27 protein-coding genes are annotated in these 26588 nt (G+C 64.9%); 8 read left to right on the top strand and 19 right to left on the bottom strand.

Features of this window, described 5'->3' with window-relative positions:
• Positions 1–40: 40 nt before the first annotated feature.
• The 5 genes from RBJ75_RS04035 to RBJ75_RS04015 all read right to left on the bottom strand — a co-directional run bounded on the left by RBJ75_RS04035 (position 41) and on the right by RBJ75_RS04015 (position 4604).
• Entirely contained in the window at positions 41–490 is a 450-nt protein-coding gene (locus tag RBJ75_RS04035; RefSeq protein WP_044413060.1) for a GNAT family N-acetyltransferase, read from the bottom strand.
• Between the two features lie 5 nt (positions 491–495).
• Positions 496–1494 (bottom strand): class II fructose-bisphosphatase, encoded by a 999-nt coding sequence (glpX, locus tag RBJ75_RS04030; protein ID WP_044413063.1) that lies wholly within the window; start codon positions 1492–1494, stop codon positions 496–498.
• 48 nt (positions 1495–1542) lie between these two features.
• Positions 1543–2865, bottom strand: coding sequence for a homoserine dehydrogenase (locus RBJ75_RS04025; protein WP_044413066.1), 1323 nt, complete (start codon positions 2863–2865; stop codon positions 1543–1545).
• A gap of 26 nt (positions 2866–2891) precedes the next feature.
• On the bottom strand, positions 2892–4112 hold the full coding sequence (locus tag RBJ75_RS04020) for an LL-diaminopimelate aminotransferase (RefSeq protein WP_044413069.1): 1221 nt from the start codon (positions 4110–4112) through the stop codon (positions 2892–2894).
• Between the two features lie 183 nt (positions 4113–4295).
• Positions 4296–4604 carry a hypothetical protein gene (locus RBJ75_RS04015; RefSeq protein ID WP_276156864.1) on the bottom strand — a complete coding sequence of 103 codons (309 nt, stop codon included), beginning with the start codon at positions 4602–4604 and terminating at the stop codon, positions 4296–4298.
• A 262-nt stretch (positions 4605–4866) separates the two neighbouring features.
• On the opposite strand from RBJ75_RS04015, the gene phaC reads away from it, so the two are divergent.
• Positions 4867–6672, top strand: a complete 1806-nt coding sequence (gene phaC, locus RBJ75_RS04010; RefSeq protein WP_044413074.1) for a class I poly(R)-hydroxyalkanoic acid synthase — start codon at positions 4867–4869, stop codon at positions 6670–6672.
• 34 nt (positions 6673–6706) lie between these two features.
• Here phaC and RBJ75_RS04005 read toward each other — a convergent pair whose 3' ends face one another.
• The 4 genes from RBJ75_RS04005 to RBJ75_RS03990 all read right to left on the bottom strand — a co-directional run bounded on the left by RBJ75_RS04005 (position 6707) and on the right by RBJ75_RS03990 (position 10770).
• On the bottom strand, positions 6707–8002 hold the full coding sequence (locus tag RBJ75_RS04005; protein WP_044413076.1) for an amidase: 1296 nt from the start codon (positions 8000–8002) through the stop codon (positions 6707–6709).
• A 65-nt stretch (positions 8003–8067) separates the two neighbouring features.
• On the bottom strand, positions 8068–9048 hold the full coding sequence (locus RBJ75_RS04000) for an ABC transporter substrate-binding protein (RefSeq protein ID WP_044413079.1): 981 nt from the start codon (positions 9046–9048) through the stop codon (positions 8068–8070).
• A 55-nt stretch (positions 9049–9103) separates the two neighbouring features.
• Positions 9104–9982 (bottom strand): ABC transporter permease, encoded by an 879-nt coding sequence (locus tag RBJ75_RS03995; RefSeq protein ID WP_044413082.1) that lies wholly within the window; start codon positions 9980–9982, stop codon positions 9104–9106.
• The gene (locus RBJ75_RS03990) at positions 9982–10770 is read right to left on the bottom strand and encodes an ABC transporter ATP-binding protein (RefSeq protein ID WP_044413085.1); all 789 of its coding nucleotides are present in this window, start codon (positions 10768–10770) and stop codon (positions 9982–9984) included. Before RBJ75_RS03990 ends, RBJ75_RS03995 begins: the two co-directional genes overlap by 1 nt.
• A 409-nt stretch (positions 10771–11179) precedes the next feature.
• On the opposite strand from RBJ75_RS03990, the gene RBJ75_RS03985 reads away from it, so the two are divergent.
• Positions 11180–11782 carry a GntR family transcriptional regulator gene (locus RBJ75_RS03985; RefSeq protein ID WP_234707435.1) on the top strand — a complete coding sequence of 201 codons (603 nt, stop codon included), beginning with the start codon at positions 11180–11182 and terminating at the stop codon, positions 11780–11782.
• A gap of 224 nt (positions 11783–12006) precedes the next feature.
• Positions 12007–13803, top strand: coding sequence for a diguanylate cyclase domain-containing protein (locus RBJ75_RS03980; RefSeq protein ID WP_317528702.1), 1797 nt, complete (start codon positions 12007–12009; stop codon positions 13801–13803).
• Positions 13804–13858: 55 nt separating this feature from the next.
• On the opposite strand, the gene RBJ75_RS03975 is transcribed toward RBJ75_RS03980, so the two are convergent.
• From RBJ75_RS03975 to RBJ75_RS03960, 4 genes are all read right to left on the bottom strand, one after another.
• The gene (locus RBJ75_RS03975) at positions 13859–14224 is read right to left on the bottom strand and encodes a hypothetical protein (protein ID WP_044413107.1); all 366 of its coding nucleotides are present in this window, start codon (positions 14222–14224) and stop codon (positions 13859–13861) included.
• Positions 14225–14422: 198 nt separating this feature from the next.
• Positions 14423–15259 (bottom strand): MBL fold metallo-hydrolase, encoded by an 837-nt coding sequence (locus RBJ75_RS03970; RefSeq protein ID WP_044413091.1) that lies wholly within the window; start codon positions 15257–15259, stop codon positions 14423–14425.
• Between the two features lie 28 nt (positions 15260–15287).
• On the bottom strand, positions 15288–15614 hold the full coding sequence (locus RBJ75_RS03965) for a hypothetical protein (RefSeq protein ID WP_044413093.1): 327 nt from the start codon (positions 15612–15614) through the stop codon (positions 15288–15290).
• A gap of 5 nt (positions 15615–15619) precedes the next feature.
• Positions 15620–16165 (bottom strand): hypothetical protein, encoded by a 546-nt coding sequence (locus tag RBJ75_RS03960; protein ID WP_044413095.1) that lies wholly within the window; start codon positions 16163–16165, stop codon positions 15620–15622.
• Positions 16166–16330: 165 nt separating this feature from the next.
• Between RBJ75_RS03960 and RBJ75_RS03955 the strand changes: the two genes are divergently transcribed.
• On the top strand, positions 16331–17230 hold the full coding sequence (locus tag RBJ75_RS03955) for a LysR substrate-binding domain-containing protein (protein WP_276156865.1): 900 nt from the start codon (positions 16331–16333) through the stop codon (positions 17228–17230).
• Positions 17231–17252: 22 nt separating this feature from the next.
• Here the strand turns inward: RBJ75_RS03955 and RBJ75_RS03950 are convergent, their stop codons facing one another.
• Genes RBJ75_RS03950 through RBJ75_RS03940 form a run of 3 tightly spaced genes read right to left on the bottom strand, consistent with a single transcriptional unit; the run spans position 17253 to position 19555 of the window.
• A complete protein-coding gene (locus RBJ75_RS03950; RefSeq protein WP_044409165.1) occupies positions 17253–17888 on the bottom strand; it encodes a class I SAM-dependent methyltransferase in 636 nt (211 codons plus the stop codon).
• Positions 17881–18879 carry an N-acetyl-gamma-glutamyl-phosphate reductase gene (argC, locus tag RBJ75_RS03945; RefSeq protein ID WP_044409162.1) on the bottom strand — a complete coding sequence of 333 codons (999 nt, stop codon included), beginning with the start codon at positions 18877–18879 and terminating at the stop codon, positions 17881–17883. The genes RBJ75_RS03950 and argC overlap by 8 nt, the downstream gene beginning before the upstream one ends.
• 10 nt (positions 18880–18889) lie before the next feature.
• Entirely contained in the window at positions 18890–19555 is a 666-nt protein-coding gene (locus RBJ75_RS03940; RefSeq protein ID WP_044409160.1) for an FMN-binding negative transcriptional regulator, read from the bottom strand.
• Between the two features lie 434 nt (positions 19556–19989).
• Between RBJ75_RS03940 and RBJ75_RS03935 the strand changes: the two genes are divergently transcribed.
• Together RBJ75_RS03935 and RBJ75_RS03930 are read left to right on the top strand one after the other, a co-directional pair.
• On the top strand, positions 19990–20535 hold the full coding sequence (locus RBJ75_RS03935) for a DUF2087 domain-containing protein (protein ID WP_044409157.1): 546 nt from the start codon (positions 19990–19992) through the stop codon (positions 20533–20535).
• Between the two features lie 42 nt (positions 20536–20577).
• Positions 20578–21501 (top strand): alpha/beta fold hydrolase, encoded by a 924-nt coding sequence (locus RBJ75_RS03930; RefSeq protein WP_052628885.1) that lies wholly within the window; start codon positions 20578–20580, stop codon positions 21499–21501.
• A gap of 42 nt (positions 21502–21543) precedes the next feature.
• Here the strand turns inward: RBJ75_RS03930 and RBJ75_RS03925 are convergent, their stop codons facing one another.
• Positions 21544–22533 (bottom strand): MBL fold metallo-hydrolase, encoded by a 990-nt coding sequence (locus RBJ75_RS03925; protein ID WP_044409154.1) that lies wholly within the window; start codon positions 22531–22533, stop codon positions 21544–21546.
• A gap of 130 nt (positions 22534–22663) precedes the next feature.
• Complete coding sequence (locus RBJ75_RS03920; RefSeq protein WP_044409152.1) at positions 22664–23194, bottom strand: DedA family protein; 531 nt, start codon at positions 23192–23194, stop codon at positions 22664–22666.
• Between the two features lie 244 nt (positions 23195–23438).
• Here RBJ75_RS03920 and RBJ75_RS03915 point away from each other — a divergent pair, with 244 nt between their 5' ends.
• Positions 23439–23825, top strand: coding sequence for a hypothetical protein (locus RBJ75_RS03915; RefSeq protein WP_234707371.1), 387 nt, complete (start codon positions 23439–23441; stop codon positions 23823–23825).
• A 5-nt stretch (positions 23826–23830) separates the two neighbouring features.
• Here RBJ75_RS03915 and RBJ75_RS03910 read toward each other — a convergent pair whose 3' ends face one another.
• Positions 23831–24274: a GNAT family N-acetyltransferase gene (locus tag RBJ75_RS03910; protein ID WP_080900970.1), complete on the bottom strand. Its 444-nt coding sequence runs from the start codon at positions 24272–24274 to the stop codon at positions 23831–23833.
• A gap of 231 nt (positions 24275–24505) precedes the next feature.
• On the opposite strand from RBJ75_RS03910, the gene parE reads away from it, so the two are divergent.
• Positions 24506–26566 carry a DNA topoisomerase IV subunit B gene (gene parE, locus RBJ75_RS03905; RefSeq protein WP_044409146.1) on the top strand — a complete coding sequence of 687 codons (2061 nt, stop codon included), beginning with the start codon at positions 24506–24508 and terminating at the stop codon, positions 26564–26566.
• Positions 26567–26588 lie beyond the last annotated feature (22 nt).

Genomic DNA, 26588 nt, shown 5'->3' with positions numbered 1-26588 from the left:
CGAGCGTCGCTCTCGCACCCCGGAATGACGTCGCGGCCGCTCAAAAGATCTTCCGATACTGCATGAAGCCGGAATCGTCGGCAATGCGGTCGTACAGTTGTCGCGCCGTGGTGTTGCCCGGCTGGGTCAGCCAATGCACCCGGCCGCAACCGGCCGCCTTGGCGCTGTCATAGACCGCCTCGATCAGCGCGCGGCCGAGGCCGAGCCCGCGCGCGCTGTCGGCGACAAACAGATCCTGCAGATAGCAATAGTCGGAGATAGTCCAGCACGAGCGATGGATGATGTAATGCACGATGGCGGTCAGCTTACCGTCCACATAGGCGCCGAGCACGAACATCGGCTCGGCGGGATCGTGAAATCGCGCCCAGGTGACGTCACTCACCTCGGGCGCGATGGTCGCCTTGTAGAACGCCAGATAGCCCGCCCATAACGGCTCCCACGCGGCGCGCTCGTCGGCGCGCAGCGGTCGGATCAGGATGGCGGGCGACATCGCGCTCAACCGAGGTGGAATTTTTCGAGCTGGCGGTGATCGGCCTTGATGTAGCGCACCGTGCCGGTGACCGAGCGCATCACCACGGTATCGGTCTGGATCACGCCATGGCGGAATTTGACGCCGGACAGCAGCGAGCCGTCGGTGACGCCGGTGGCGGCGAACAGGCAGTCGCCCTTCACCATGTCCTCGACCGCGTAGATGAATTTCGGATCGGTGACGCCCATCGATTCGGCGCGATTGCGCTTCTCGTGGCTGTCGAGGATCAGCCGGGTATACATCTGGCCGCCGATGCAGCGCAGCGCCGCCGCCGCCAGCACGCCTTCGGGGGCGCCGCCGGTGCCGAGATAGATGTCGATGCCGGTGTTGTCGGGATCGGCGGTGTGGATCACGCCGGCGACGTCGCCGTCGGTGATCAGCCGCAGCGCGGCGCCGGTGGCGCGGATCGCGGCGATCAATGCGGCGTGGCGCGGACGGTCGAGCACCATCGCGGTGATCTGCGTCATCGGCACGCCCTTAGCCTTGGCCAGGCGGGCGATGTTCTCAGCCGGCGGCGCGTCGAGATCGACCAGATGCTTGTCATAGCCCGGCCCGATCGCGATCTTGTCCATATAGACGTCGGGGGCGTGCAGCAGCGTGCCGCCATCGGCCATCGCCATGGTGGCGATCGAGCCCGGCATGTCCTTGGCGCACAGCGTGGTGCCTTCGAGCGGATCGACCGCAATATCGACCTGCGGCCCGGCATTGATGCCGACCTTCTCGCCGATGAACAGCATCGGCGCCTCGTCGCGCTCGCCCTCGCCGATCACGATGGTGCCTTCAATCGGCATCTTGTTGAGTTCGCGGCGCATCGCGTCGACGGCGGCCTGATCGGCGCCCTTTTCATTGCCATGGCCGCGCAGCCGCGCCGCCGACACCGCGGCGCGCTCGGTGACCCGCACGATCTCAAGGGTCAGAATGCGCTCCAGCAATTGCTGCGGCGGGACGGAAATCACTGTCGACATCGGTGGTACTCCCCAAAATCATGGCGGGCCGTCGGCCCGAATAGGCTGCTAGTTCTTCTCGATCCTGATCAGTTGCGGACGGCCGCTGATCACCTTGTCGCGCTGCACCGCGGCCAGCGCGCGTCGCACCGCGTCCTCGCTGGTCGCGTAGGTGACCAGAATCACCGGCACCGGCTGCGCCTTGCGCGCGCCGCCATTGCCGCCGGCCCGGCCGTCGGGATGGCGCTGCATGATCGATTCGATGGAAATGTCCTGTTCGGCAAGCCGCGTCGCGATCTTGCCGGCGGTGCCGGGCAGATCGCGCGCCATCAGCCGCAGATAATAGCCGCCCTCATGGCGCTCCATCGGCGCCTTCTTGATCTGTTTCAGCTTCGCCACCGGACGGCCAAACGGCATCGTCCGAATGCCGCGCGCGACATCGGCGATATCGGCGACCACCGCGGAAGCGGTGGCGGCGGCGCCCGCGCCGGCGCCGACCAGCGTGATCGGCGGAATCCCGGCGCCGTCGATCGTCACCGCATTGGTGACGTCCATCACCTGGGCGATCGAGGAGGCGCGCGGCACCATGGTCGGATGCACCCGCTGCTCGATCCCGGTGGCGGTGCGCACCGCGACGCCGAGCAGCTTGACGCGGTAGCCGAGATCGGCGGCGGCGGTGAGGTCTTCCGGCGCGATCGAGGAGATGCCCTCGACCGAGACCGCGCTTTGCGCGACCTTGGTGCCGAACGCCAGGCTGGCCAGGATCGACAATTTCTGCGCGGTGTCGTGGCCGTCGACGTCGAAGGACGGATTGGCCTCGGCATAACCGAGCCGCTGGGCGTCGGCCAGGCATTCGGCGAAGGACAGCCCCTCCTGCTCCATCCGGGTCAGGATGTAATTGCAGGTGCCGTTGAGAATGCCGTAGATGCGGTCGATCTCGGTGCCGGCGAGGCCCTCGCGCAGCGTCTTGATCACCGGGATCGCGGCGCCGACGGCGGCCTCGTAATTGAGCGCACCGCCATGCTGCTCGGCCAGGCTGGCGAGCCGCAGCCCGTGCTTGGCGATCAGCGCCTTGTTGGCGGTCACCACCGATTTGCCCGACGACAGCGCCGCCTCGATCGCCGGTCCCGCCGGCTCATCGACGCCGCCGATCAATTCCACAAAGCAGTCGATCTGCGGATCGGTGGCGAGCGCCATCGGGCTTTTGGCCCAGGCGATGCCGCCGAGATCGAGGCCGCGCTTCTTGGTCTTGGAGCGGGCATTGACCGCAACGATGCGAATCGGTCGGCCACAGCGCGCCGACAACGCGCGTTCCTGACGTTCGATGACGCGGACGACTTCGGCACCAACGGTGCCGAGCCCCGCGATCCCCACTCTGAGTGGTGCGACCATGACGCGATGAGACCTTGCGGAAAGAGCTATCGCCGGGTGGCGAGAGGAACCACGTTGTGCAACGTTTCGACGCCGCTTTCAAGGAAGCGGCGGACGCCGCGGGCGGCCTGCCGGATCCGCTGCTCGTTTTCCACCATGGCGATGCGGACATAACCCTCGCCATGCTCGCCGAATGCCACGCCCGGCGACACCACGACGCCGGATTTCTCCACCATCAGGGTGGCGAATTGCATGCTGCCGACCTCGCGGAATGCCGGCGGCAGCGGCGCCCAGGCGAACATCGAGGCCGAGGGCGGCGGAATCTCCCAGCCGGCGCGACCGAAACTCTCCACCAGCGCGTCGCGGCGCTTGCGATAGGTGTCGCGCATCTCGCGGATGCAGTCGTCCGGGCCGTTCAGCGCCGCGGTCGCCGCGACCTGGACCGGCGTGAAGGCGCCGTAATCGAGATAGGATTTCACCCGCGCCAACGCCGCGATGATGCGCTCATTGCCGACCGCGAAGCCCATCCGCCAGCCGGCCATCGAAAAGGTCTTCGACATCGAGGTGAATTCGACGGTGACGTCCATCGCGCCCGGCACCTGCAGCACCGAGGGCGGCGGGTCGGACTCGTCGAAATAGACCTCCGCATAGGCCAGATCCGACAGAATGTAGATCTCGTGCTTTTTCGCGAACGCGACCAGATCCTTGTAGAAATCCAGGCTGGCGACCTGCGCGGTCGGATTGGACGGGTAGCACACGATCATGGCGATCGGCTTGGGGATCGAATGGATGATCGCCCGCTCTGCGGCCGCGAAGAATTCCGGCGTCGGATCCGACGTCACCGAGCGGATCACGCCGCCGGCCATCAGGAAGCCGAAGGCATGGATCGGATAGGACGGATTCGGACACAGCACGACGTCGCCCGGCGCGGTGATCGCCTGGGCCACATTGGCAAAACCTTCCTTGGAGCCCAGCGTCGCCACCACCTGGGTATCGGGATTGAGCTTCACCCCGAAACGGCGGTCGTAATAGCCGGCCTGGGCCTTGCGCAGCCCGGTGATGCCGCGCGAGGCGGAATAGCGGTCGGTGCGCGGCTTGCCGAGGGTCTCCTTGAGCTTTTCGATCACATGCGCCGGGGCCGGCAGGTCCGGATTGCCCATGCCCAGATCGATGATATCGGCGCCGGCGTTGCGCGCGGCGGCCTTGGCCCGGTTGACCTGCTCGAACACGTAAGGCGGCAAACGGCGTATGCGGTAAAATTCTTCCATGGTCCTCGACTCCCGACCGAACGGCTGGATCGTTACCGCGTTTGCGACCGGAGGGGAATCCGATTCACGCGGAATCGGTCTGATAAGCCGATTTTGCGCCGAGCGGCCACAGGGCTGGCATGCGCCTGGCGTGAGGAGCCGCCCTGCCCCGGGCGATGTTACCGGGCGGGGGGTGCTTTGCGGCTATTTCGTGGCCGACGACGGCGCGGCGACGACGGCCTGACGTTCGCGGGCGGCGATCAGCTCCTTTTCGATCTTGCTGCGTTCGGCCGGCGCCATCGCGGTGTCTTCCCGCCCGGTCGGCAGGTCATTGACCGCCGGAAACGCGTCCGCCTCCTTGGCGGGGGTGGCGTCACTGCCCCCCGGCAGCTCCGACAGCGAGATCGAACATCCGCCGAGGCCAAGGCCAGCGAGCAACAGCACCGCCATGACGGTGCCGCGCGCCGTGCGTTCCGCCCATCCAGGCGAATCTGGTGATCGTAAAAAAATCATCTCGCCTCGCATCGTTACGCCCTGTCACTTCCCGCATCGTCCGCCCTGCCACTTAACGTCGCACCGGCGGGGCAACCATCTTGCTGTCAATCCATTAAAGTCCGGTGAGCTAAGCCTGCCATGGGGTCAGCAGTGTGACCGAACGAAGTCCATTTGTCGCAGTGCAGCACATCGAAATCAGCGACGTCAACAGATCTGTGTCATCATCGGCCGGCAAGCCGCGACCTGAGCGAGAAATCCACCGAAACCGTAGTGTCCGACAATGTCCGAAGTGTTAGCACAAGCCGAACCTACCAAAAAGTTCGATCCGGAGGCATTCGCGCTGAATTTGGCGCGGGCGATGGAGTCCAGTGGTCAGGCCCTCGCCGCCTATCTCAAGCCACGCGACAATGGCGAGGCCAAGGACAAGCCGCCGACCGAGATGACCGAGGTGGTGAAGACCTTCACCACGGTCGCCGACTACTGGATGTCGGACCGCGCGCGCGCCACCGAATTGCAGACCAGGCTGGGCAAGGCCTATCTCGACCTGTGGGGCACTTCCGCCCGCCGGCTGGTCGGCGAGCAGGTCGCGCCGGTGATCGAGCCGCCGCCGCGCGACAAGCGGTTCAGCGACCCGGAATGGAAGGCGAACCAGTTCTTCGAGTTCCTGATGCAGGCCTATCTGCTGACGGCCAAATGGGCCAATGAGCTGGTCACCGAGGCCGAGGGTCTCGACCCGCACACCAGGAAGAAGGCCGCGTTCTACGTCCAGCAGATCAGCAACGCGCTGGCGCCGTCGAACTTCGTGATGACCAATCCGGAATTGCTGCGCGAGACGCTGGCGTCGAACGGCGACAACCTGGTGCGCGGCATGAAGATGCTGGCCGAGGATATCGAGGCCGGCCAGGGCCAGTTGCGGATCCGGCAGTCCGACCCGGCCAATCTGGCGGTCGGCGTCAACATGGCGACCACGCCCGGCAAGGTGATCTATCAGAACGAGCTGATGCAGCTGATCCAGTACACGCCCACCACCGAGAACGTGCTGCGCACCCCGCTGCTGATCGTGCCGCCATGGATCAACAAATACTACATCCTAGATCTGAAGCCGGACAAATCCTTCATCAAATGGTGCGTCGATCAGGGCGTCACCGTATTCGTGATCTCCTGGGTCAACCCGGACAAGCGCCTCGCCGCCAAGGGTTTTGACGACTACATGAAACAGGGGCCGTTGACCGCGATGGACATCATCGAGAAGGTCACCGGCGAGATGAAGGTGCATACGCTGGGCTATTGCGTCGGCGGCACCCTGCTCGCCTCGACGCTGGCATGGCTCGCCGACAAGCGCCGGGTCCGCGTCACCTCCGCGACCTTCCTCACCACGCAGGTCGATTTCACCCATGCGGGCGACCTGATGGTGTTCGTCGACGAGGACCAGATCGCCGCGCTGGAGCGCGACATGAAGCAGAGCGGCGTGCTCGAGGGCGCGCGGATGGCGATGGCCTTCAACATGCTGCGCTCCAACGACCTGATCTGGTCCTATGTGGTCAGCAATTATCTGAAGGGCCAGCCGCCCTCCGCCTTCGACCTGCTGCACTGGAATTCGGACGCCACGCGGATGCCGGCGGCCAACCATTCCTACTACTTGCGCAATTGCTATCTCGACAACCGGCTGTCGGCCGGCACCATGGTGCTCGACAACACCCTGCTCGACCTCACCAAGGTCAAGGTGCCGATCTACAATCTGGCGACCCGCGAGGACCATATCGCGCCGGCCGAGTCGGTGCTGTATGGCTCGCAGTTCTTCGGCGGGCCGGTGAAGTATGTGTTGTCCGGATCCGGCCATATCGCCGGCGTGGTCAATCCGCCGGCGGCGGGCAAGTATCAATTCTGGACCAATGATACCAGCAAGGCGACCAGCGTCGCCGAATGGCTGGCGACCGCCCAGGAGCACAAGGGCTCGTGGTGGCCGAACTGGCGCGAATGGCTGGGCGAATTCGACCCCGAACAGGTTCCCGCCCGACAGGTCGGCAGCGCCGAATTCCCCGGGATCGAGGACGCGCCCGGAAGCTACGTCCGCGTCCGCGCCTGATTGCCGCGGACGCCGCCGTTATGGTCTATGCCAGTCACAGCGCCTCGACTGGCGTCGCCAGGCACGCCTCGATTGTGCGTGCCGTGCGCAGCATCGCGACATCCTGGCCATATCGGCCGATCAACTGGATTGCGAGCGGCAGCCCGCGCGCGGATCTGGCGATCGGCATGGCGAGCGCCGGCAGACCGAGCAAGGTCCACACCGCGCAGAAGCTGGCATCGCCCGTATAGGCCAGTCCTTCGGGGGCTTCGCCCGGCGCCGGCACGGTGAGAATGCCGTCGAGGCCATCGACGTGCCGCGGAAATGCGTCCTGCAATTCTGATTGCAGCTGCCGCGCGGCGATATAGCGCGTGACCGCGATGGCGCTGCCCGTCGCCGCCAATTCCTTCAATTGCGAACTTGTGAGATCGGGAAACCGCTCGACCAAAGGATTGTAGATCGTGGCGGCTTCGGCCGCGAGAATCGTTTCAGCGGCTTCGAACCCCTGCCAATAAACCGCCGGCAATTGCAGCTCTTCGACCTTGGCGCCGGCGCGCCGAAGCTTGTCCAGGGCTTGGTCGAACGCCTGGTTCTGCTCGCCGCTGACGCGATCCCAGATCGGCGGTCGAACGATGCCGAGCCGCAGCGAGGACGTCGCGAGCGCTTCACCGGCGCCGTTGCCGACCTCGTCGGCCATGGCGTCGCCGGCGTCCGACAGCAGGCTGAACGCATAGGCCGCGTCGTCCACCGACCGGGCGAACAGCCCGACATGGTCGAGCGATTGCGCCAGCGGCTGCACACCCTCGCGCGCGATGGCGCCGTAGCTCGGCTTGAAGCCGACCACGCCGCAATAGGCAGCCGGGCGCAGGATCGAGCCGACGGTTTGGGTGCCGAGCGCGAGCGGCACGATGCCGGCCGCCACGGCGGCCGCCGAACCGCTCGACGAGCCACCCGGCGTATGTCGTCGGTTCCAGGGATTGACCGTCGGCCCGGGGCAGCGCCATGCGAATTCCGTGCTCACCGTCTTGCCGAAGACGATGCCGCCAAGCCGCTTGATGCGCGCGACGACGGGCGCATCCTGTTCCGGAACGTGATCGGCGAAGATCGGCGAGCCGTTCGTCGTCGTCATGCCGGCGGTGGCAATGATGTCTTTGACGCCGACCGGGATGCCGGCCAGCGGGCCGTCGCCAGCGCCATCGAGCTCACCGGCGGTCGCCCGATAGACGAAGGCCTTGAGCCAGGGTTCGATTTCATCGGCGCGCGCGGTGCAGGCCGCCAGATAGTCGGCACGGCTCAGCGTTCCTGCGCGAATAGCATGATGGGCCGCGAGCAGCCCGACTGGGTACGACATGGTGGGGACGAATCCTGAAGAGAGGAGGAGCGCCGGCGGCGCAGCTGACCGCCGGCGCCTGCGATTTACTTCGGCAATGCGAGGGCGTTCTTGACATAGTCCTGAACGACGAAGGTTTCGTATGTCGGCGCCTCTTTCAGATTGCCAAGGGCGATCTGGGTCTGCATTGCTGTCTTGTAGGCCTGCGGCGACGTTTGCACGCTCGACGGATAGACCTCCTCCTTCATCATGCGCCGGACCGCTGCCTCGACGATGGCGCCATCAAGTGTCGGAAATTCCTTCTTGGCGATGGCGACGGTCTCATCGGGATTGGCCTGCATGAAACGCAGCGCCAGTTCCATCGCGTTGACGACAGCCTGTGCGTCCTTCGGATCGACGTCTTTCTTGGCCGTGATCGACGAGAAGGCGTAGGGGCCATAGGACTTCGGAAAGCTGACCACGACTTTCATGCCTTTCGCCACCACCTGATCCAGGCCGGGCTCATAGAACACCGCCAGCTTGGCCTGCCCGCCGAGAAACGGTCCGGGCTCGGCGCCAATCTGCACCTGCAGCAAGTCGACATCGGCATCCGGATTCATGCCGTTATCTTTGAGCAGCTTCATGAACAGCGAGGTGCTGGTGGTCGGCATCAGCCCGGAGACCACTTTCTGACCCTTGACGTCCTTGATGCTGTCGAACTTGAAGTTGGGCGTCGCGGCGACCCACACCGCGGCGCCGTTCACGACGTTGCAGATAATGTCGACATCGGCGCCTTTCGAATTGGCGATCGCGGTCCATTCGGGGCCGTGAATCGAGAACTGCGCGCTGCCGGACAGCACCGACGACAACGCCGTCGTCGGCGAACCGGCGGTCTGCTTGTCGACGTCGACGCCCTGCTCTTTGAAGAAGCCTTTGTCGATGGCGACGTAGAACGGCAAATAGAGCATGGACTGGAAGGCCTGAGAGATCGTCACCTGCTTCGCCATCGCGGCGGTTGGTGCCGTGCCGGCGATCGCCAGCGACGCGACGACCGTCACTGCACCTACGAACTTTTGGATTGACCGCATTTAGTTACGCTCCGTGGTTGGGGCTGGTGATCCTTGGAATTAGTTGCCGCCGCGCTCAAACGTGAGCGGTGGTGTGTCCGATGTCCTGTTTCCAAGGAAGCAGGTATCGCTCCAGCGCATCGATCCCGTGATAGAGCACGTAGCCCATGAACATGAGAACGAAGAGTCCGACCCAGACCGAGTTGAGGTCGTAGAGGCTCGATGCGTTGTAGACGAGATGCCCGAGGCCGCGCTTTGAAGAAATGAATTCTCCGACGACCGCGCCAACGAGGCCGAAGCCGATGTTGATCCGGAACGTTGCGATGATTGCGGGCAAAGAGGACGGGATGATAACGCTGTAGAAGATCTGGTGCTTGGAGCCGCCCATCGACACCATCAGCGATTGCAGGTCCTTGTCGGCATCCTTGGCGGCCTGATAGGCGGCAATCAAGGCGACCAATGCGGTCATCGACACCACGAGCACGACCTTGGACAAGAGGCCGGTGCCGAACCAGAGCAGAATGACGGGCGCGAGCGCAATTTTCGGCACGCTGTTCAACGCCACGATGAACGGCTCGACCATCCGCGCCACGAAGATCGAGTACCACATCGCAAGACCGAGAATCGATCCCACGATGGTGCCGACGACGAAGCCGATGATCGCCTCATAAAGCGTATATCCGCTGTCGACGAACAGCGATCCGTCGAGCACCTGAATCACGAAACGCGCCCAGATGCCGGACGGCTTGCCGACCAGAAACTCGGATATCCAGCCCATCGCCACGCCGAACTCCCACAGCGCGAAGAACGCCACGACGGCGAGCGTTTGTAGCGCCGCGCGGCCGATCCGCGTATCAAGCGTGACGATCAGGCCCTGCCTCGACTTGCCGGGCTCGAGGTCACCAGCGATCACGTTGCCGCCCGATGGCGACCGGGCTTCGACTGCGCTTGCCATCAGTTGACCTTCGCTTTGCTGGTCTGAATGTCGAGTTCGCCGCACAGCATGTGAAAATATTCGGAGAAGCGGCGGTCACTGCGGGCCTCGACGGGGCCAGCGCGTTCGATCTCGATGGTGTGCACGTTCTTGACCCGCGTCGGCCGCCCGCTCAACGCCACGACACGCTTCGACAGGGCGACCGCCTCGTCGACGTCGTGGGTGATCAGGATCACGGTCTTGTGGAAGGTTTCGACCGCCTCCATCAACACGCCTTCGAGATACAGCCGCGTCTGATAGTCGAGCGCGGAGAACGGTTCGTCGAGCAGAAGAATGTCGGGATCCATGATCAGCGTGCGGATCAATGCCACCCGCTGGCGCATTCCGCCCGACAATGTCTTCGGGTAGGCCTTTTCAAATCCCGACAGGCCGAATGTCGAGAGATATTCCCGCGCGGTGTCGAGCGCTTCGGCATCCGCGACGCCGCGCACGCGCAGGCCGAGCAGGACGTTGTCCAGCACCGTGCGCCAGGGAAACAGCAGGTCCTTCTGCATCATGTAGCCGATGCGGCCACGCAAACTTGTGACGTGCTCGCCACGATAGATCAGGCTGCCGCTATCGGCGTTGAGTAGCCCGGCGATCACATTGAAGATCGTGGTCTTGCCGCACCCGCTCGGCCCGATGATGCTGACGAAGTCGCGTTCATAGATGTCGAAAGAGAGTCCGTCGAGCACCGGGACCGCGCCGCCCTTGCCGGGAAACACCTTCCGGACGTCACGAACACTCAGCTGGATTTGTGGCTCTGCCATCGGAAGCTCCTTTGGCAGACACCTAGCAAGCGCTATGCCAGACTCGCGAATGAATCGCACGACGTCGCCATAGCGGGAATAACCGCGACAACTGAACGAGTTGCCGAAATGCGCGTGCCCCGGGCCGCCGCCGTCGAAACGCCCACCCCGCGCCCTGGCCACAATGCATTGTGCATTATGCACACGAGACAGGCGCCGCTCCGCCGCTGACATGTGATATCGATGATGTATGCTGGCCGGGTTCGTTTCGTTCCGCGGCGGATGTTGAGCGTGCCGCCGCCGAATGCCGGCGCGACCAGGATAGGAGCAACCGATGAGGGGACGTGGACAGCCCACCACAGTCCGACAATATGTTCTGGGAAACTTGCGGACGAAAATTCTCCAGGGGCGCTACCCGGCGGGATCACGCTTGCGGCAGGAGGACATCGCCCGCCAGCTCGACGTCAGCACGACGCCGGTACGGGAAGCGTTTCGTGACTTGCTGGCCGAAGGCCTGATCTCACTCGATGAACGCCGCGGCGCGGTAGTTCGCGGGCTGACGCTGAACGACGTGCAGGAAATCTACCAGATGCGGCTGCGGCTGGAGCCTTTGCTCGCCGAGCGAACTTTTGACGCGATTACGGATGACGGCCTCGACCGCGCCGAAGCCTGTCATCGCAAGATGTGCGGCAAGGTTTCGGCGCAGAACTGGGCGACCCTGAACGAAGAGTTTCATGCCGCGTTGACCGGCAATGCGAGCGGCAGCCGCCTCGGCAGCATCGTCTACAATCTGGCCCATGCGGCCTCGCCTTATGTGGTGCTGTCGCTGTTTGCCAAGCCCGAAATTCGCGACATGAACAATCGCGACCACGCCGACCTGTTGGCGCTGTACCGCAGCCGGGATCGCGGTGGAATCGTCGCCAAGACCGAACGCCATCTTGCGCAAACCCTGCTCTCCATCGAACACGAGGCCGAACAGAAGACCGCGAACGGCCACGACGATGGACTGCTGACCACGGCATTCATGCGCTAGGAATCCGAAGCCGGCATTGCCGCAAGGCCTGGCTCCAATGGCGCACTGAATTTCAGGCCTATCCTTCGAGAGCGCGGGCGGGACCCATCATTTTCATCTTCGGTGCCGATGCTGTTGCCGTCGATGTGAAGCGATGCCGGCGCCGCGCGCATGGCGCGTGGCCGCGGGCCACCGCGTATCATAGCGTGCCGCGCTCAAGTTTCTGTTAGCCATGCGCGCAGCGAGTGGGCGCCGATTCACCGGCCATTACCGCTTGTCGTGGGAGGAAACAGCGCAGCTGCTTACCCGGACCCATCATGATTGACGTCGATCTCCAGCATTTCACCCACCATGACCTGCGTCTGGTCGCGCTGGCGATGGCGACCGGCCTGCTGGCCAGCGTGGTCTCGCTCGGTCTGTTCAAGCGCGCGCTGGCGTGTCGGGGGCGCAGCCGGCTGATCTGGCTCGGCCTTAACGCCGCGGCATGCGGCTACGGGATTTTCGCCACCCACGCGATCGCGATGCTGGGTGCCCATATCGCCGACCCCGCCGCCTATGATTTCGGCCTGGCCTTGCTGTCGCTGGCGGTCGCCATTCTGGCCACCGGAACCGGAGTCGCAATCGCCGTGCGCGACAATTCGCCCTGGGCTGGTGCGATCGGCGGCGCCGTGGTCGGGCTCGGAATCTCGGCCATCCACGCCATCGAAGTGTTGGGCTTCGACGTCCCCCGCCAGGTCGATTGGTCCGCCACGACCTGGATTGCATCCTTGCTGCTGAGCGCCGGTTTCGGCAGCCTCGCCTTTCACCTGGCGATCCATCGCCACCGGCTGTCGATCATGCTGACCGCCTCGGCGCTGCTCACCGCCGCCTTGATCGCCGACCACGTCCTGGCGATCGGCACCACTGCGTTCCAGCCCGTTCGCTCTCACGCCATTGCGGGCGGCCCGCTGTCGCATGCCGCGACATCCTTCGTGCTCGCCGGCGTGGCGGTGGCGATCCTCGGCGCGTGCTTCATCGCGGCGCTGAGCGACAGCCGCATCCGCGCCGTGCTGGCGCAACAAAGGCTGTTGCTCGACACCGCGATCGAGAACATGCCGCAGGGGCTGTGCATGTTCGACGCGGCGGGTCGCGCGATGTTGTTCAATGCGCGATACGCGGCGATGAGCAGCGTTCCGGCCGCGACGCTGCGTGGCATGTCGTTGCGCGATCAGCTCGAATACCGCCAGGCCGCGGGCGATTTCGACGGCGACCCGGATCAATACTTTGCGGATGTCATGGCCGAAATGGCCGCCGGCCGTCCGGCGGTCAGGGAGGTCGACTTCGGCGGCAGGGTCCTGCGGGTGACGGAGCAGCCAGTGCAAGGCAGCGGCTGGGTCGCGACGGTGGAAGACGTGACCAAATGGCATGAGGCGAATCAATTGATCGCCTATCAGGCGCTGCACGACCCGCTCACCCAATTGCCGAACCGGACCAAATTCCACAACGAATTCGCCCACGTGCTTCAGCACGCGATCCACGACAGCTGGATCGCGGTGCTGTTTCTCGATCTCGACCGCTTCAAGCAGGTCAATGACAGCTTCGGCCATGCGGTCGGCGACACGCTGTTGCACGAGGTGTCGCAGCGACTGCTCGGCTGCATTCGCAGCGACGACACGGTCGCCAGACTGGGCGGCGACGAATTCGCCGTGATCCAGATCGTCAATGATGGCGATCTATCCGACGTCACCGCATTGGCGGCGCGTATTGTCGAGGTGCTTGGCGCCCCCTACGCGATTCAGGGGCACGATATCGTGGTCGGCGCCAGCGTCGGCATCGCGCTGTCGCCGCGCGATGGCACCACGCCGGACGAATTGCTCAGGAAGGCGGATGCGGCGCTGTATCGCGCCAAGGAATCCGGCCGCAGCGCCTATCGCTTCTACGAGTCCGGCATGACCGGGCACGCTCAGGCCCGGCCTGCGCGCGATGCGGTCGAGGTCGCCGCGCCCTCCCTGCAGCCATCACGCAGCGCTCACGCCCGCAACCGGAACGACGTCACCACGTAAGCGCGCCGCAGGCTCATGCCGCGTGCGGTGCGGGCACCAGGCCGCGGCGTTCGGCCTAACTGTTGGAGACCCAGGCCAGGAACAGCGCGAAGCCGGCCAGGCCGACGGTGACATGGGTGCCCAGCACCACATTGGCGGCGACCGGCGAGCGGCGCGCCAAAGCGGCGACAAATCCGGAAAACGCCGAGACCGCGAACAGCCCCGCGGCGATGGTGCCGAGCGACGCTGCGTTGGATGCTCCCTCGGCGCCGTTCGGCGTGCCGTGCAACAGCATCACCAGCGTCTCCAGCCCGCCGAAGCCGAGCAGCAAATGAAACGCGATCAGCGTCGGCCTGCGCTCGCCGCGCAGAAACAGCAGCCCGAGATACAGCCCGAGCGCCGAGGCGGCGGTCAGGATCACCACAACAGGAAGAGCGGTCATCGCTTCCCCTTCATTCGCAGCCAGCATCGGGACCTGCGACATGCCACGCGCCAGGCCGCAATCGACGTTCGCCATCGCCTGACGATATTAGGGAAGCTCAGCGCAACTCCGTCAAGCCTACTTTACGCTCAAGATCCCGCGAGCGATGTCGCCGCTGCAGAGGTCAGCCTACCGAGCGCGGCGATCAGCACCGTCAGCTCATTCCTCATAGGCGACAGCAAAGGTCCCGTTCTTTCGTGCGATCCGCGCGAAGCCAGGCTCGCCGAGATGCATGCCGGCGATCAGCAATTGCTCGGCGGCCACGCAGTCCAGAAGCCTTGATCGTGTCGCGGCCGACAATGCCGCATCTTGATCGAATGCGATCGACACCTCCGGACGCGGAACCTGAATCTGCGGAAAATGAACGATGTCGCCCCAGACCAGCAGGCTCTCGTCAGTTGAATCGAGCCGATAGCCGGTGTGTCCAGCTGTATGTCCCGGAAGCGGCATCGCGGTGATGCCGGGCAGCACTTCGCCGTCCTCGAATGTGCGCAGTCTAGCGCGGTAGCCGTCGAACGCCTGACGCGCCACCATGAAGTTGCCACGGCTGCGCTCGGGCGCGCGGCTCAAATTGCCGTCATCCTGCCAGAACGCGACTTCGCGATGGTGGGCGACAAGCTCGGCGTTCGGGAAGACGGCTTCTCCGGCGTCCATCAATCCCCCGACATGATCGGGATGGGCGTGCGTCAACAGGATCGCGCTGATCGCGCCAGGCTGGATGCCTGCGCGTAGCAGATTGGGCTTCAATCGGCCGCCCCATTGCTTGAAACCACCTGCTCCTGCGTCGATCAACACCGTGCGCCCGCCTCCGCGCACAAGGTAGCAGTTGATATGGATCGAGGTGTGATCCGTTATGCCCGCATTTTCCTGCATAAGGGCGGCGTCGCCCGGGTCGATATTCGCGAGGAAATCGAAACTGGCGTGGAGATAGCCATCGCTGATCGCGGTGATGGTTAAATCACCGACCTTGTGGGTGGGCAATGTAAGTTCGGACATCGACTTTCTACTTTCTCCAGATATCGGCTCAGTTTCGCGCGTGAATGCTCGACGCTGCATAGCCAAAGCAACGGACGCGCGCTGTGAGGCCGGTCTTGGCCTTGATGGCGTCGTCCAGCCCTTCCATGAACTGCGCCATCACCGGCGGCGTCCGAAATGGCTCAAGGCGGTATTGGATTTCCGCAAAGGCCGGATGCCCCCGGCCGTGCCGCACGGCGACATAGACGATATGAACATTCACCAATGCGGCCCGCAGGATGCCCGTACAGAGGTCGGTGCATTGCTCCGTGAGGTCTGCGAGCGCTTCGTTCGCCGGCATCCTGTCCGCGGGAATGAAGATCGTGACATTCGGCATTGGTGTTACCGCGCCTTCCCGACAGCGGCGTCAACGTCATTCGTCAATTGCGCCGTGATCGGGGCATAGAGCTGGACGTCTTCCGGCAGACGATCGAGGCCAGGCACCTTGCCGCGCTCGACCTTGGCGAGCCAGCGATGTTCCGGGAACTTCTCCATGGCAACCGCGCGCATCGCGCGTGGGGCGAGGCCAAGCCGGATCAGCGGATCGGGGCCTGTTGCGCTCAACGCCAGATATTCGCCGTCACCAAAGGCTGGCGCGCATGCGATGCCATCGTAGAGGTTGCGGTGCCAGTCGGTCATGTGCTGTTGCCAGCGTGCAAAATTGCCGCCGCCCTTGTGGCGATATTCCGCACCAGTCAGAATATCGAGGCCGTCGACCGAATGAACGGCAAGATAGGCCGGGCAGCCACCGCGCAATGCCTTGAAACGCTGCGAGGTATGGAAACCGCTCACCGAAATCAGCGCTCGCAGTTTGTCCAGACTATAAAAGTCGTTCCATTCCGTTTCGCTGCCCAGATCGGCGAAGCTGCATTCTACCGTATAGATCATTGCATCACCTTTCGACCGAGCACAGAGCTTCGGGCCGTGTCCCTCGTTGATATATTCTCACGATAGACTGGTGATCCCGGCCTATATAACGACAACGGATCATGCTTCAGTGACCTCATATCAAGGTGGCTGCGCATCGTGCCGACCATTTGTCAGGAACCGTCGATGCGCCGCAAAATTCCAAGCAATTCCGCCCTCATGGCGTTCGAGGCGTCTGCTCGTCATGGCAATTTCGCGCGTGCTGCTGACGAACTGGCGCTGACCGAAGGGGCGATCAGCCGCCAGATCGGTCGGCTGGAAGCGTTTCTCGGCGTCACACTGTTCGAGCGGGTCGGCAATCGTGTGCGGCTATTGCCAAATGGAGAGCGTTATGCGGTTCAGGTTCGCGAGTCCCTCGACCGGTTGGAGCGTGACAGTCAATATCTGATGGGACAGCCGAGCGGCGGCGCCAGCCTCGACATCGCCATCCTGCCGACCTTCGCCACACGTTGGCTCATCCCGCGTCTGAAGCCGTTTCAGGAGCGACATCCGAATATCACCCTGCATCTTGCCGAGCGGATGGAGCCATTCGTTCTGACCGGCAGCGGGTTCGACGCCGCCATCCATTTTGAGCATCCTGCCTGGACGGGAATGCGGATACACCGCTTGCTGCATGAGGTGCTGGTTCCGGTCTGCCATCCAGCGCTGGTCCGGGGACGAGACCCTGCGACGGCGCTCGATACGCTACAGCGCCTGCATCGCCGCCAGAACCCGGACGCCTGGCAGCGCTATGCCGATGAGGTCGGGATCAGTCTGACCAATCCGGCGATCGGCTCGCGTCACGACCTCCACGCCATGTTGATCGAGGCGGCACTGTCCGGCCTCGGCGTCGCGCTTGTGCCGCGCCTTTATGTCGAGGCCGAACTGGCCGACGGCCGGCTGATCGCGCCGTGGCCGGAGGGAACGTCGATCTCCAAGACCTTCTGCCTTGTCCTGCCTGAACCGATTAAACTCAGTGATAGTCCGGTCCAGACCTTTGCAGACTGGATTCTCAATGAAGCGCGATCACCAAATGGTACGCGCTAGGGATGGTCACCGGTTCCACGCCCTATTCCGGATCGCCTTGCTTGCGCGCCAGCACGTGCAGGATGGTCGCCGGTTCGTTGTCATAGCCCTTGTCTTCGCTGGTCTCGATCGCCAACGAGGCCCAGTCGCCGGCCTCGGCATATTGCGCGCGCAGCCAGTCCGGCGACGGATAATTGTAGTAGCGATCGAGCCTGTCGCGGCCCTCGCCGTCGCCGGCCTTGAAGCTGGCATAGAAATAGCCGCCCGGCCTCAACGCGCGCCAGATCCGCGACAGCACGCCGGCGAGCTGGTCCCTGGGCACATGCAGCAGGCAGGCGCTGGCCCAGGCGCCATCATAGGCGGCGTCCGCGTCCAGCTCATGGAACAGCATCGTCCGAACCGGATGATCGAGGCGGCGCGCCGCCTCGGCCGCCATTTCGGGCGAGCCGTCGGTCGGATCCACCGCGATGCCCTGCGCCAGCATATAGGCGGTGTCGCCGCCGGCGCCGCAGCCGAGTTCGAGCACCGACGCAGGTGTCGGCAGCTGCGCCAGGAACTGCGCCAGCCGACGGTGGCGGTGCTTGCTCCAGCCGGCATATTGCTGGGCGTTGCGCCGATAAAAGCCGAGCGTCGCGGCGTCGACGCTTGCCCCCGCGTCGGGACAATCGCCGTCAGACATTGGCGGCGTCCTCGGCAACGCCGAGCATCAGCCGCATGTTCTGCACCGCCGCGCCCGAGGCGCCCTTGCCGAGATTGTCGAGCCGCGCCACCAGCACCACCTGACGATGCTCGGCGCTGGCAAAGACGAACAGCTCCAGCCGGTTGGTCTCGTTGAGCGCCTCCGGCTCGATCCGACCACTCGTGGTGATGGGGCCATCCATGGGCGCGACGGACACATAGCGGCTGCCCGCGTAGCGCTTGGCAAGCGCCGCGTGCAGATCGGCCGGATGCGGCTTGGCCGGCAGCGCGTCGAGATGCAGCGGCACCGAGACCAGCATGCCCTGGCGAAAATTGCCGACCGAGGGCACGAAGATCGGCCGCCGCGTCAGGTTGGAATAGAGCTGCGTCTCCGGCACGTGCTTATGGGCAAAGCCGAGGCCGTATAGCTCGAAGGCCGGCGCGCTGCCGTTCTCAAAGCTTTCGATCATCGCCTTGCCGCCGCCCGAATAGCCGCTCACCGCATTGATGCTGACCGGATAGTCGGCCGGCACCAGCCCGGCATCGACCAGCGGCCGCAGCAGCGCCACCGCGCCGGTCGGATAGCAGCCCGGATTGGAGACTTGTCGCGCAGCACGGATCTTGTCGGCCTGGTCGGGTGCAAGCTCGGGAAAGCCATAGGTCCAGCCGCTGGCGACCCGGAACGCGGTCGAGGCATCCAGCACCTTGGGGCCGGCGGCGCCCATGGCGTCGATCAGCGCCACGGTTTCCCTGGCTGCATCATCCGGCAGACACAGGATGACGAGGTCAACCTCCTGCATCAGCGCGCGCTTGGCGCCGGCATCCTTGCGCTTGTCGTCGGCGATCTGCTTGACCACGACGTCGCTTTGCCGCGCGAGGCGCTCGCGTATGCCGAGGCCGGTGGTTCCAGCGGCACCGTCGACGAAGACGGCCGGCTTGACGCCACTGGTCCGGGTTGCGGCGCCAGCCTGATTTGTGTCCGAGAGGGTCATCTCAATTCCTTCAAAGTGCCGGTTCGCCGACAGCCACGCCACATCTGTAGTCCAATCGCGGTCGCAGCGCGATCATCTGCGCCGCCACTGCTTGGGCGGCCGGATCGGCCTGCCGCGCCAGCGCGGTCGCGACCGCTTCATGATCGGCGTCGGACTTGTGCTGGTTCAGCTTGAAGCTGCCCTCGACCCGATCCACCCGCATCATCACGCCCACAATCGCCTGCTTCATCGCCTCGCGCCGCCCCGCCGGCATCGCCGCCAGACTCCAATGCGGCTGTGGCAGCGAGCTTTCGAATGAAGCGGTCACAGCGTCAAGATGGTCGGCCAGCTCAGTATCGGACATCAGCGCCACAGGCCCGGTCAGATGCACGCTCTGATATAGCCAGGTCGGCACCTGATCGGGGGAGACGTACCAATTGGCCGACACATAGGCATCGGCGCCGTTCACCGCCATCAGCCATGGATTGCGGCCATTGCCGATCCGGGTGAGCGGGTTGTTGCGGGCAAGGTGAAACGACAATAGCGGCGTGCCGTCGGAGGAATAGTCGATCGCGAACGGCACCGGCGCGGCCTCCGGCCTGCCGCCGTCCCAGGCGCAAATCGTGCCGAAACCGCGCGCCGCCGCGAAGGCGAGGCAGGCGGACCGGTCGGGCTGGAACTTGGGCGGGGCATACATGGCAAAGGCTCCTGTTCTGTGAGGAGCCGCCGGGATCAGATCGCGTTGTTGGAAGTAGAGACACTGCCGCGGATCGGATCCGGCGGCAGGGGCGACAATCTCAGACGCAGACGTCCGCCCATACCGCGAAGATGCGGCGGCGGGCGGCTTTGAGATTGGTCGCGATGTTGATCATGTGGAAGCTGATAGTACCGCACATCAGTGACGTCAAGGCTTGCAACGCCACCGCAGCCGTGAAAACGCAAAACCGCCTTGCAAAATCCGCCCGGCGGATGTATGTCGCCGCGCCATGGTCGGCAGTTCACCAAGGCGTCGCTGTCCCGAAAGGGAAGCTAAACCTGCCGGATTCCTCTCCGACAGACACTTGTCCCGTGCCGCGTCGTAAGTCAGCGACCATCGACATTTAAAGCGTCGGCACTGTCGAGGATAAGGTCATGACCAGGACTGTCTTTCCATTCGCCGCGCAGGATGTCTCGGCGCTGGCGCGCGCGCTGAACCGCGAACTCGAGGCCGCGGGCAGCAAGCTCGGCCATCTCCAGCTGCTGAACCTGCTGGCCCGCGCCGTCGGCCAGCAAAACTTCCAGCATTTCCGCGCGCAGTTTTCGGCGCAGGACAGGCTCAATGCCGGCCCCGCGATGCCGGATCTGGTCGACCATCTGCGGGTCGAAAGGGTGGCCCGCCATTTCGACCCGGCCGGGTCGCTGCGGCGATGGCCCGCGAAAGCCGGCCATCAGGTGCTGTGCCTCTGGAGCCTGTGGTCGCGGATTCCGAGCGCTGCCACATTGACCGAAAAGCAGGTCAACGCGATCCTCAACGCGCATCACGGCTTCGGCGATCACGCGCTGCTGCGCCGCGCGCTGTGCGATCACCGCCTGCTGTCGCGCAACCCGGACGGCAGCGCTTACCGCCGGATCGAAGGCCGTCCGCCCCCGGAGGCGCTGGCGCTGATCCGCCACCTCGCCGCGCGCCATCCCGGCTGACATCCGCAGCCGCTCCACGACTTTAGAACGCACGAGGTTGCCATGCCGATCAGCATGTTCCGCGGCGGAGCCGACGCGCGCGTCGCTGCCGCACCCACCCCGCTTGTCGCGCCAACGCATCGGGGCGAGATCGAATATATCAGCGCCGGTGCCGGTCCGGCCGTGCTCGCGCTGCACGGCGGCATGGGCGGTGTCGACCAAAGCCTGTTGCTGTTCCGCGCCGCGATCGGCGACGCCGCCGGGCTGCGCGTCATCGCGGTGTCGCGGCCGGGCTATCTCGGCACGCCGCTGGCCGGCGCCGAAACGCCCGAACGGCAGGCCGACCTTGCCGCCGCTTTGCTCGACCGACTCGAAATCCCGGCGGCTTTTGTCATCGCCGTGTCCGCCGGCGGCCCTTCGGCGCTGCAATTCGCGCTGCGGCACCGGTCACGCTGTCGCGGTTTGATCCTGGTGTCGTGCTGCACCGGGCGTCTCGACATCCCTGCGGAGGTCAGGTCGCGATTGCCGATGATGCGCTGGCTGGCGCGGCTGCCTTGGCTGGTGGCGATGATGCGATGGCGCGCCGACGCCGATCCCGGCAGGACCGCGGCGCGTTCGATCCGCGACCCGGCGCTGCTGGCGCGCACCCTTGCGCATCCCGAAGCCGGCGTGCTGTTGCGGACGCTGCAATCCAGCGCCATGAGCCGGCTGGCGGCGCGGCTGCCGGGCACCGAGAACGATATCACGCTGTGCGCCAGCATGCCGCCGATCGCGGTCGCGGACATCGACGCCCCGATCCTGGCGATCCACGGCACCGCCGACCGGGTGGTGCCGTTTGCCCATGGCCGCAGGATTGCCGATCAGGCGCGGCAGGCCGAATTGATGGCGATCGACGGCGGTGAACATGTCAGCCTGTTCACCCATCTCGATGACATTCGTGAGCGCGTTCGCGGCTTTTTGCGGCTGCACGGGTCCGACGCGCGATAGCGGGCGCCACCGCCGCAACGGCCGCTGCGCCCGCCGATCGGCTCAGATCACCGGGCGCCACGGCGCCGGCACCAGCTGGTAACCGCCCTCGTTCTTGGCGACATGCCCCATCGCCGGGAACGGGAAGTGGAAGCCCTGCACCTGCATCCGCTCGGCGGCCAGCATGTCGTAGATCTTGCGGCGGGTGGTCTCCGCCATTGCCGGGTCCTGATCGAACATCAGATGCCAGCCCGGATGGGTGACGAACAGCGCCGGCAGGTTGGTGACGTCGGACTGGATGAACACCTTGTCGGTGCCGGACGACAGCACGAAGGAGGTGTGGCCCGGCGTGTGCCCGACGGTCTCGACCGCCAGCAATCCGGGCGCGACGTCCTTGCCCCATTGATAGGGCGTGACCTTCTTGTCGAGCCCCTCGTCGAACACCCGGCGGGCATTCTTGAACACGCTTTGCATCCGCCCGGCGGGCGCCCGGCTCATCTCGCCGTCGTCCATGAAATATTTCCACTCCGCCGCAGGCACCAGCACCTCGGCATTGGGAAACGCCAGTCTGCCGTCGGCGCCGAGCAGCCCGTTGATGTGGTCGCCGTGGAAATGCGAGATCACCACCGTGTCGACCGATTTGGGATCGAACCCGGCCGCCGCCATGTTGCTGGCGAACTGCCCGACCTGGCCCTTGCTGGCCGCAAACGAGTCCGGTCCGTTGCCGGTGTCGACCACCACCAGTCTGCCGCCGGTGTTGATCACCAAGGGCGCGAAATGGATCGACATCTTGTCTTTCGGCAGGAAGGCCTGCTCCAGCGCGGCATTGACCTCCGCCTTCTTGACGTTGAGCACGAAGCTGTCGCCGAGCGGAAACGTATTGATGCCGTCGGAGACGACGTTCACCTGGGCGTCGCCGATCTTGTAGCGATAGAAGCTCGGCGCCTGCTTGTCGGCCAGCGGGGCCGCGGCCTGCGCCTTTGTGCCGCGCAGCAGCGGCGACGCGGCCAGCAGGCCGGCGCCGGCCAGTGCGTGACGTCGGGTCAGTTCCATGGGGTATCCTCCGGTTGCGCGTTTTCGGCGGCAAAATAACAGGTTTTGGCCGCTCGGTGCCGGCCATCCGCCGCCGATGGTCGCGACATAAACACCCGTTGACGGCTGATATTTGCGGTCTGCAGCGCGGCTACGCCACCTGCCAAATCCATTGCAGGATGAGCGAGATGACGTCGCCGAACAGCAGCAGCACCGCCGCCCACAGCAGCGCCGACAACAGATTGGCGATCTGAAAGGTCCAGTATGGCATTTCGAAGATGCCGGCCGCCAGCGGCACCGAGGCCCGCAACGGGCCGAAGAAGCGGCCGATGAAGATGCCCGGCACCCCCCATTTCCGCACGAAATCCTCGCCGCGCGCCAGCAGCCCCGGATAGCGCGACAGCGGCCAGATCTGCGCCACCCGTCCCTTGTATTTGTAGCCGAACCAATAGGACAGCCAATCGCCGAGCGCGGCGCCGATGCTGCCGGCCAGCCACACCGGCCAGAAGCTGATGCCGCTGACGCCGATCAGCGCCCCGATCGCCACCAGTGCCCCCCAGGCCGGAATCAGCAGCGAGATGAACGCCAGCGATTCGCCGAACGCCAGCACCAGCACCACCGGCGCGGCCCAGGCCTGATGATCGCGCACGAACGCGATCAGGCCTTCCATCGTGGCTTCCATCGTCAGATCGCCCTTCCCTGCGGCACGGAAATGGCGGCGACGGCTCGAACCTTTCCAGCGGCCCCGTGACTAACCCAGGCGTTTTTGAGAACCCATCCATTTTTCATGACGCAGCGGTACGCCGCCGGGCCCGATCACAGCAAGTCACAACCGCAACAGCGATCGGCTCGCCGGCCATGCCGTTTCCCTCCCACCCCCAAATGAAAGACCGAGGTCGAGGATGATCGGATCGATGATGATGTGCATGAGCGCGATAGTGCTGCTGATCGGTATGATCGGCGGCATTGCGATGGGCGTGACGCAGAATTTCACGCTGTCGCCGGCCCACGCCCATTTGAACCTGATCGGCGGTGTATTGCTGTTCCTGTTCGGGTTGTATTACCGGCTATTCCCGGCGGTCGGTCAGACCGCCCTCGCCCGCATCCAGGGCTGGCTGCACATGGTCGGCGGCGTCGTATTCCCCGCCGGCATCGCCCTGGCCGTGGGCGTCAGCCACGCCTGGGAACCGATGGCCATTGTCGGGGCCCTCATCGTGTTCGTCGCCATGGCTCTGTTCGCCGTGGTGGTGTTCGGCGCCGAGCGCCGGGTCGTGGCGGTCGCGGGGAGGATCGCCCAGGTCAGCGCGCTGTAATCAGGTCAGGAGACGACAGCCGCCGGGATGACGCGGCTGAAGCGCAGGGACGAGTTGATGAAGCCGAGCTTCCTGTAGAAGACATGCGTCTGCGTTCTTGCCACGCCTGTGGTCAGTTCCAGGATGCTGCAGCCCGCCTGGCGGGCCAGGACTTCGCCGGCATCGATCAAGGCCCGGCCGATGCCGCCGCCTCGCCCGCCGTCGCGCACCACCAATGCGGTGACCCGCGCCACGGGGTCGCGGAGGTGGAGCATGGTGCTGAACTGCAAGCCGATCAGCCCAACGACTTCGTCGTCGCGCGTGGCGACCAGGACCGGGTCGTTGCCCGAGGCGGCAAGGTGGATCAGCCGGGACTCCGCCTCCTCGGCGCTGAAGGCGTAGCCGAGCTGGCCGAGCAGTTCCTGCACCGCCAGCCGATCTTCAGGAGTTGCGGGACGGGTTCGGATCATGGGGGCGCTGCCGGTGCGAGGTATTTGGTGGAGCGATATCCAGCCCGCCCGCGAATGTCCATGTCATGTGGCGGGCCAGCCCGAGGTGGCGATGGCGTTCGCGGTCCCGGCCATGCTACGGGCAGGACTGCCGGCGCGGCGCCGGGCCCACGGCCACAATTGCATCCCCATCCATGGCATAGTCAGGGCAACGATTCGCGCCGTTCCGGCCCGCCCACGACATGAAGAACCATGGCCAAAGCACTGAAAGTGAACAAGAAATCTCCCGGGGATGATCTCTTCGGGGGAGCCAAGGCGGCGCCCAAACCGGCCGCCGCCGCCAAAGCCGCGCCGCGCAGCTACAATGCGGATGCCGACTATACCGCCGCCGACATCGAGGTTCTGGAGGGGCTGGAGCCGGTTCGCCGCCGCCCCGGCATGTATATCGGCGGCACCGACGAAAAGGCGCTGCACCATCTGTTCGCCGAGGTGATCGACAATTCGATGGACGAGGCCTTGGCCGGCCACGCCTCCTTCATCGAGGTCAATCTGGCGGCCGACGGCTTTCTCACCGTCTCCGACAATGGCCGCGGCATCCCGGTCGACCCGCACCCGAAATTCCCGAAAAAGAGCGCGCTCGAAGTGATCATGTGCACGCTGCATTCCGGCGGCAAGTTCGATTCCAAGGTCTATGAGACCTCGGGCGGCTTGCACGGCGTCGGCGTCAGCGTGGTCAACGCGCTGTCCAGCCTGCTCGAGGTCGAGGTGGCGCGCGGTCAGCAGCTCTACAAGATGACGTTCGAGCGCGGCCACCCCAAGGGCAAGCTGGAAAACCTCGGCAAGGTCAACAACCGCCGCGGCACCCAGATCCGCTTCAAGCCCGACACCGAGATCTTCGGCGCCAAGGCGGCGTTCAAGCCGCAGCGCCTGTTCAAGATGGCGCGCTCGAAAGCCTATCTGTTCGGCGGCGTCAAGATCCGCTGGCGCTGCGATCCGGAATTGCTCAAGGGAATCGAAGGCGTTCCGGCCGAGGACGAGTTTCATTTCCCCGGCGGCCTCAAGGATTATCTTGCCGCCGCGATCCATGCCGATACGCTGGTGCATCCGGACATCTTCTCCGGCAAATCCGGCCGCAACGGCGCCCATGGCGCCTGCGAATGGGCGGTGGCCTGGACCGCCGACGCCGACGGCTTCCTGTCGTCCTATTGCAACACGGTGCCGACGCCGGACGGCGGCACCCACGAAGCCGGGATGCGCTCGGCGCTGCTGCGCGGTCTGAAGGACCACGCCGAACGCGCCGGCCAGGGCAAGCGCGCCGCCTCGATCGTCTCCGAAGACGTGATGGTGGGCGCCGCCGTGATGCTCTCGGTGTTCGTGCGCGAGCCGGAATTCCAGGGCCAGACCAAGGATCGGCTGGCCACCGCCGAGGCCCAGCGCATCGTCGAACAGGCGATCAAGGATCCGTTCGACCATTGGCTGTCGGGCAATCCGCTGCAGGCCAACAAGCTGTTGGAATTCGTGCTGGAGCGCGCCGACGACCGGCTGCGCCGCCGCGCCGAGAAGGAGATCTCGCGCAAGACCGCGGTGAAGAAGCTGCGGCTGCCCGGCAAGCTCGCCGACTGCACCAACACCGCGGCCGAAGGCTCCGAACTGTTCATCGTCGAGGGCGATTCAGCGGGCGGCAGCGCCAAGCAGGCGCGCGACCGCAAGACCCAGGCGATCCTGCCATTGCGCGGCAAGATCCTCAACGTCGCCTCGGCGACCCGCGACAAGCTCACCGCCAATGCCCAGCTCTCCGACCTGATGCAGGCGATCGGCTGCGGCATCGGGCCGAACTACCGCGAGGACGATCTGCGCTATTCGCGCATCATCATCATGACCGACGCCGACGTCGACGGCGCCCACATCGCCTCCTTGCTGATCACCTTCTTCTACCGCCAGACCCCGAAGCTGATCGACGAGGGCCACCTCTTCATCGCGGTCCCGCCGCTGTATCGGCTGACCCACGGTGCCAAGACGGTCTATGCCCGCGACGACGCCCACAAGGACGAGCTGCTCAAGAGCGAATTCAACGCCAACGCCAAGGTCGATGTCGGCCGCTTCAAAGGCCTCGGCGAGATGATGCCCGCCCAGCTCAAGGAAACCACGATGGACCCGGCCAAGCGCACCATGCTGCGCGTCATGCTGCTGCCCGAAGACCGCGACGGCACCGCCGATTCGGTCGAGCGCCTGATGGGCACCAAGGCGGATGCGCGGTTTGCCTTCATCTCAGACAATGCCGAATTCGCCAGCGATGATTTGTTGGACGTGTGAGGGCGCGCGATTAGTTTGTAGT

Source organism: Rhodopseudomonas sp. BAL398, assembly GCF_033001325.1.
Taxonomy (GTDB): domain Bacteria; phylum Pseudomonadota; class Alphaproteobacteria; order Rhizobiales; family Xanthobacteraceae; genus JARJEH01.
Note: the sequence above shows the minus strand (reverse complement) of the source record. Positions and strands in the feature narration are given on the sequence as shown.

Coding starts and splice junctions, on each gene's coding strand:
- RBJ75_RS04035 (WP_044413060.1), bottom strand. CDS start 490: ATGTCGCCCGCCATCCTGATCCGACCGCTGCGCGCCGACGAGCGCGCC.
- glpX (WP_044413063.1), bottom strand. CDS start 1,494: ATGTCGACAGTGATTTCCGTCCCGCCGCAGCAATTGCTGGAGCGCATT.
- RBJ75_RS04025 (WP_044413066.1), bottom strand. CDS start 2,865: ATGGTCGCACCACTCAGAGTGGGGATCGCGGGGCTCGGCACCGTTGGT.
- RBJ75_RS04020 (WP_044413069.1), bottom strand. CDS start 4,112: ATGGAAGAATTTTACCGCATACGCCGTTTGCCGCCTTACGTGTTCGAG.
- RBJ75_RS04015 (WP_276156864.1), bottom strand. CDS start 4,604: ATGATTTTTTTACGATCACCAGATTCGCCTGGATGGGCGGAACGCACG.
- phaC (WP_044413074.1), top strand. CDS start 4,867: ATGTCCGAAGTGTTAGCACAAGCCGAACCTACCAAAAAGTTCGATCCG.
- RBJ75_RS04005 (WP_044413076.1), bottom strand. CDS start 8,002: ATGTCGTACCCAGTCGGGCTGCTCGCGGCCCATCATGCTATTCGCGCA.
- RBJ75_RS04000 (WP_044413079.1), bottom strand. CDS start 9,048: ATGCGGTCAATCCAAAAGTTCGTAGGTGCAGTGACGGTCGTCGCGTCG.
- RBJ75_RS03995 (WP_044413082.1), bottom strand. CDS start 9,982: ATGGCAAGCGCAGTCGAAGCCCGGTCGCCATCGGGCGGCAACGTGATC.
- RBJ75_RS03990 (WP_044413085.1), bottom strand. CDS start 10,770: ATGGCAGAGCCACAAATCCAGCTGAGTGTTCGTGACGTCCGGAAGGTG.
- RBJ75_RS03975 (WP_044413107.1), bottom strand. CDS start 14,224: ATGACCGCTCTTCCTGTTGTGGTGATCCTGACCGCCGCCTCGGCGCTC.
- RBJ75_RS03970 (WP_044413091.1), bottom strand. CDS start 15,259: ATGTCCGAACTTACATTGCCCACCCACAAGGTCGGTGATTTAACCATC.
- RBJ75_RS03965 (WP_044413093.1), bottom strand. CDS start 15,614: ATGCCGAATGTCACGATCTTCATTCCCGCGGACAGGATGCCGGCGAAC.
- RBJ75_RS03960 (WP_044413095.1), bottom strand. CDS start 16,165: ATGATCTATACGGTAGAATGCAGCTTCGCCGATCTGGGCAGCGAAACG.
- RBJ75_RS03955 (WP_276156865.1), top strand. CDS start 16,331: ATGCGCCGCAAAATTCCAAGCAATTCCGCCCTCATGGCGTTCGAGGCG.
- RBJ75_RS03950 (WP_044409165.1), bottom strand. CDS start 17,888: ATGTCTGACGGCGATTGTCCCGACGCGGGGGCAAGCGTCGACGCCGCG.
- argC (WP_044409162.1), bottom strand. CDS start 18,879: ATGACCCTCTCGGACACAAATCAGGCTGGCGCCGCAACCCGGACCAGT.
- RBJ75_RS03940 (WP_044409160.1), bottom strand. CDS start 19,555: ATGTATGCCCCGCCCAAGTTCCAGCCCGACCGGTCCGCCTGCCTCGCC.
- RBJ75_RS03935 (WP_044409157.1), top strand. CDS start 19,990: ATGACCAGGACTGTCTTTCCATTCGCCGCGCAGGATGTCTCGGCGCTG.
- RBJ75_RS03930 (WP_052628885.1), top strand. CDS start 20,578: ATGCCGATCAGCATGTTCCGCGGCGGAGCCGACGCGCGCGTCGCTGCC.
- RBJ75_RS03925 (WP_044409154.1), bottom strand. CDS start 22,533: ATGGAACTGACCCGACGTCACGCACTGGCCGGCGCCGGCCTGCTGGCC.
- RBJ75_RS03920 (WP_044409152.1), bottom strand. CDS start 23,194: ATGGAAGCCACGATGGAAGGCCTGATCGCGTTCGTGCGCGATCATCAG.
- RBJ75_RS03915 (WP_234707371.1), top strand. CDS start 23,439: ATGAGCGCGATAGTGCTGCTGATCGGTATGATCGGCGGCATTGCGATG.
- RBJ75_RS03910 (WP_080900970.1), bottom strand. CDS start 24,274: ATGATCCGAACCCGTCCCGCAACTCCTGAAGATCGGCTGGCGGTGCAG.
- parE (WP_044409146.1), top strand. CDS start 24,506: ATGGCCAAAGCACTGAAAGTGAACAAGAAATCTCCCGGGGATGATCTC.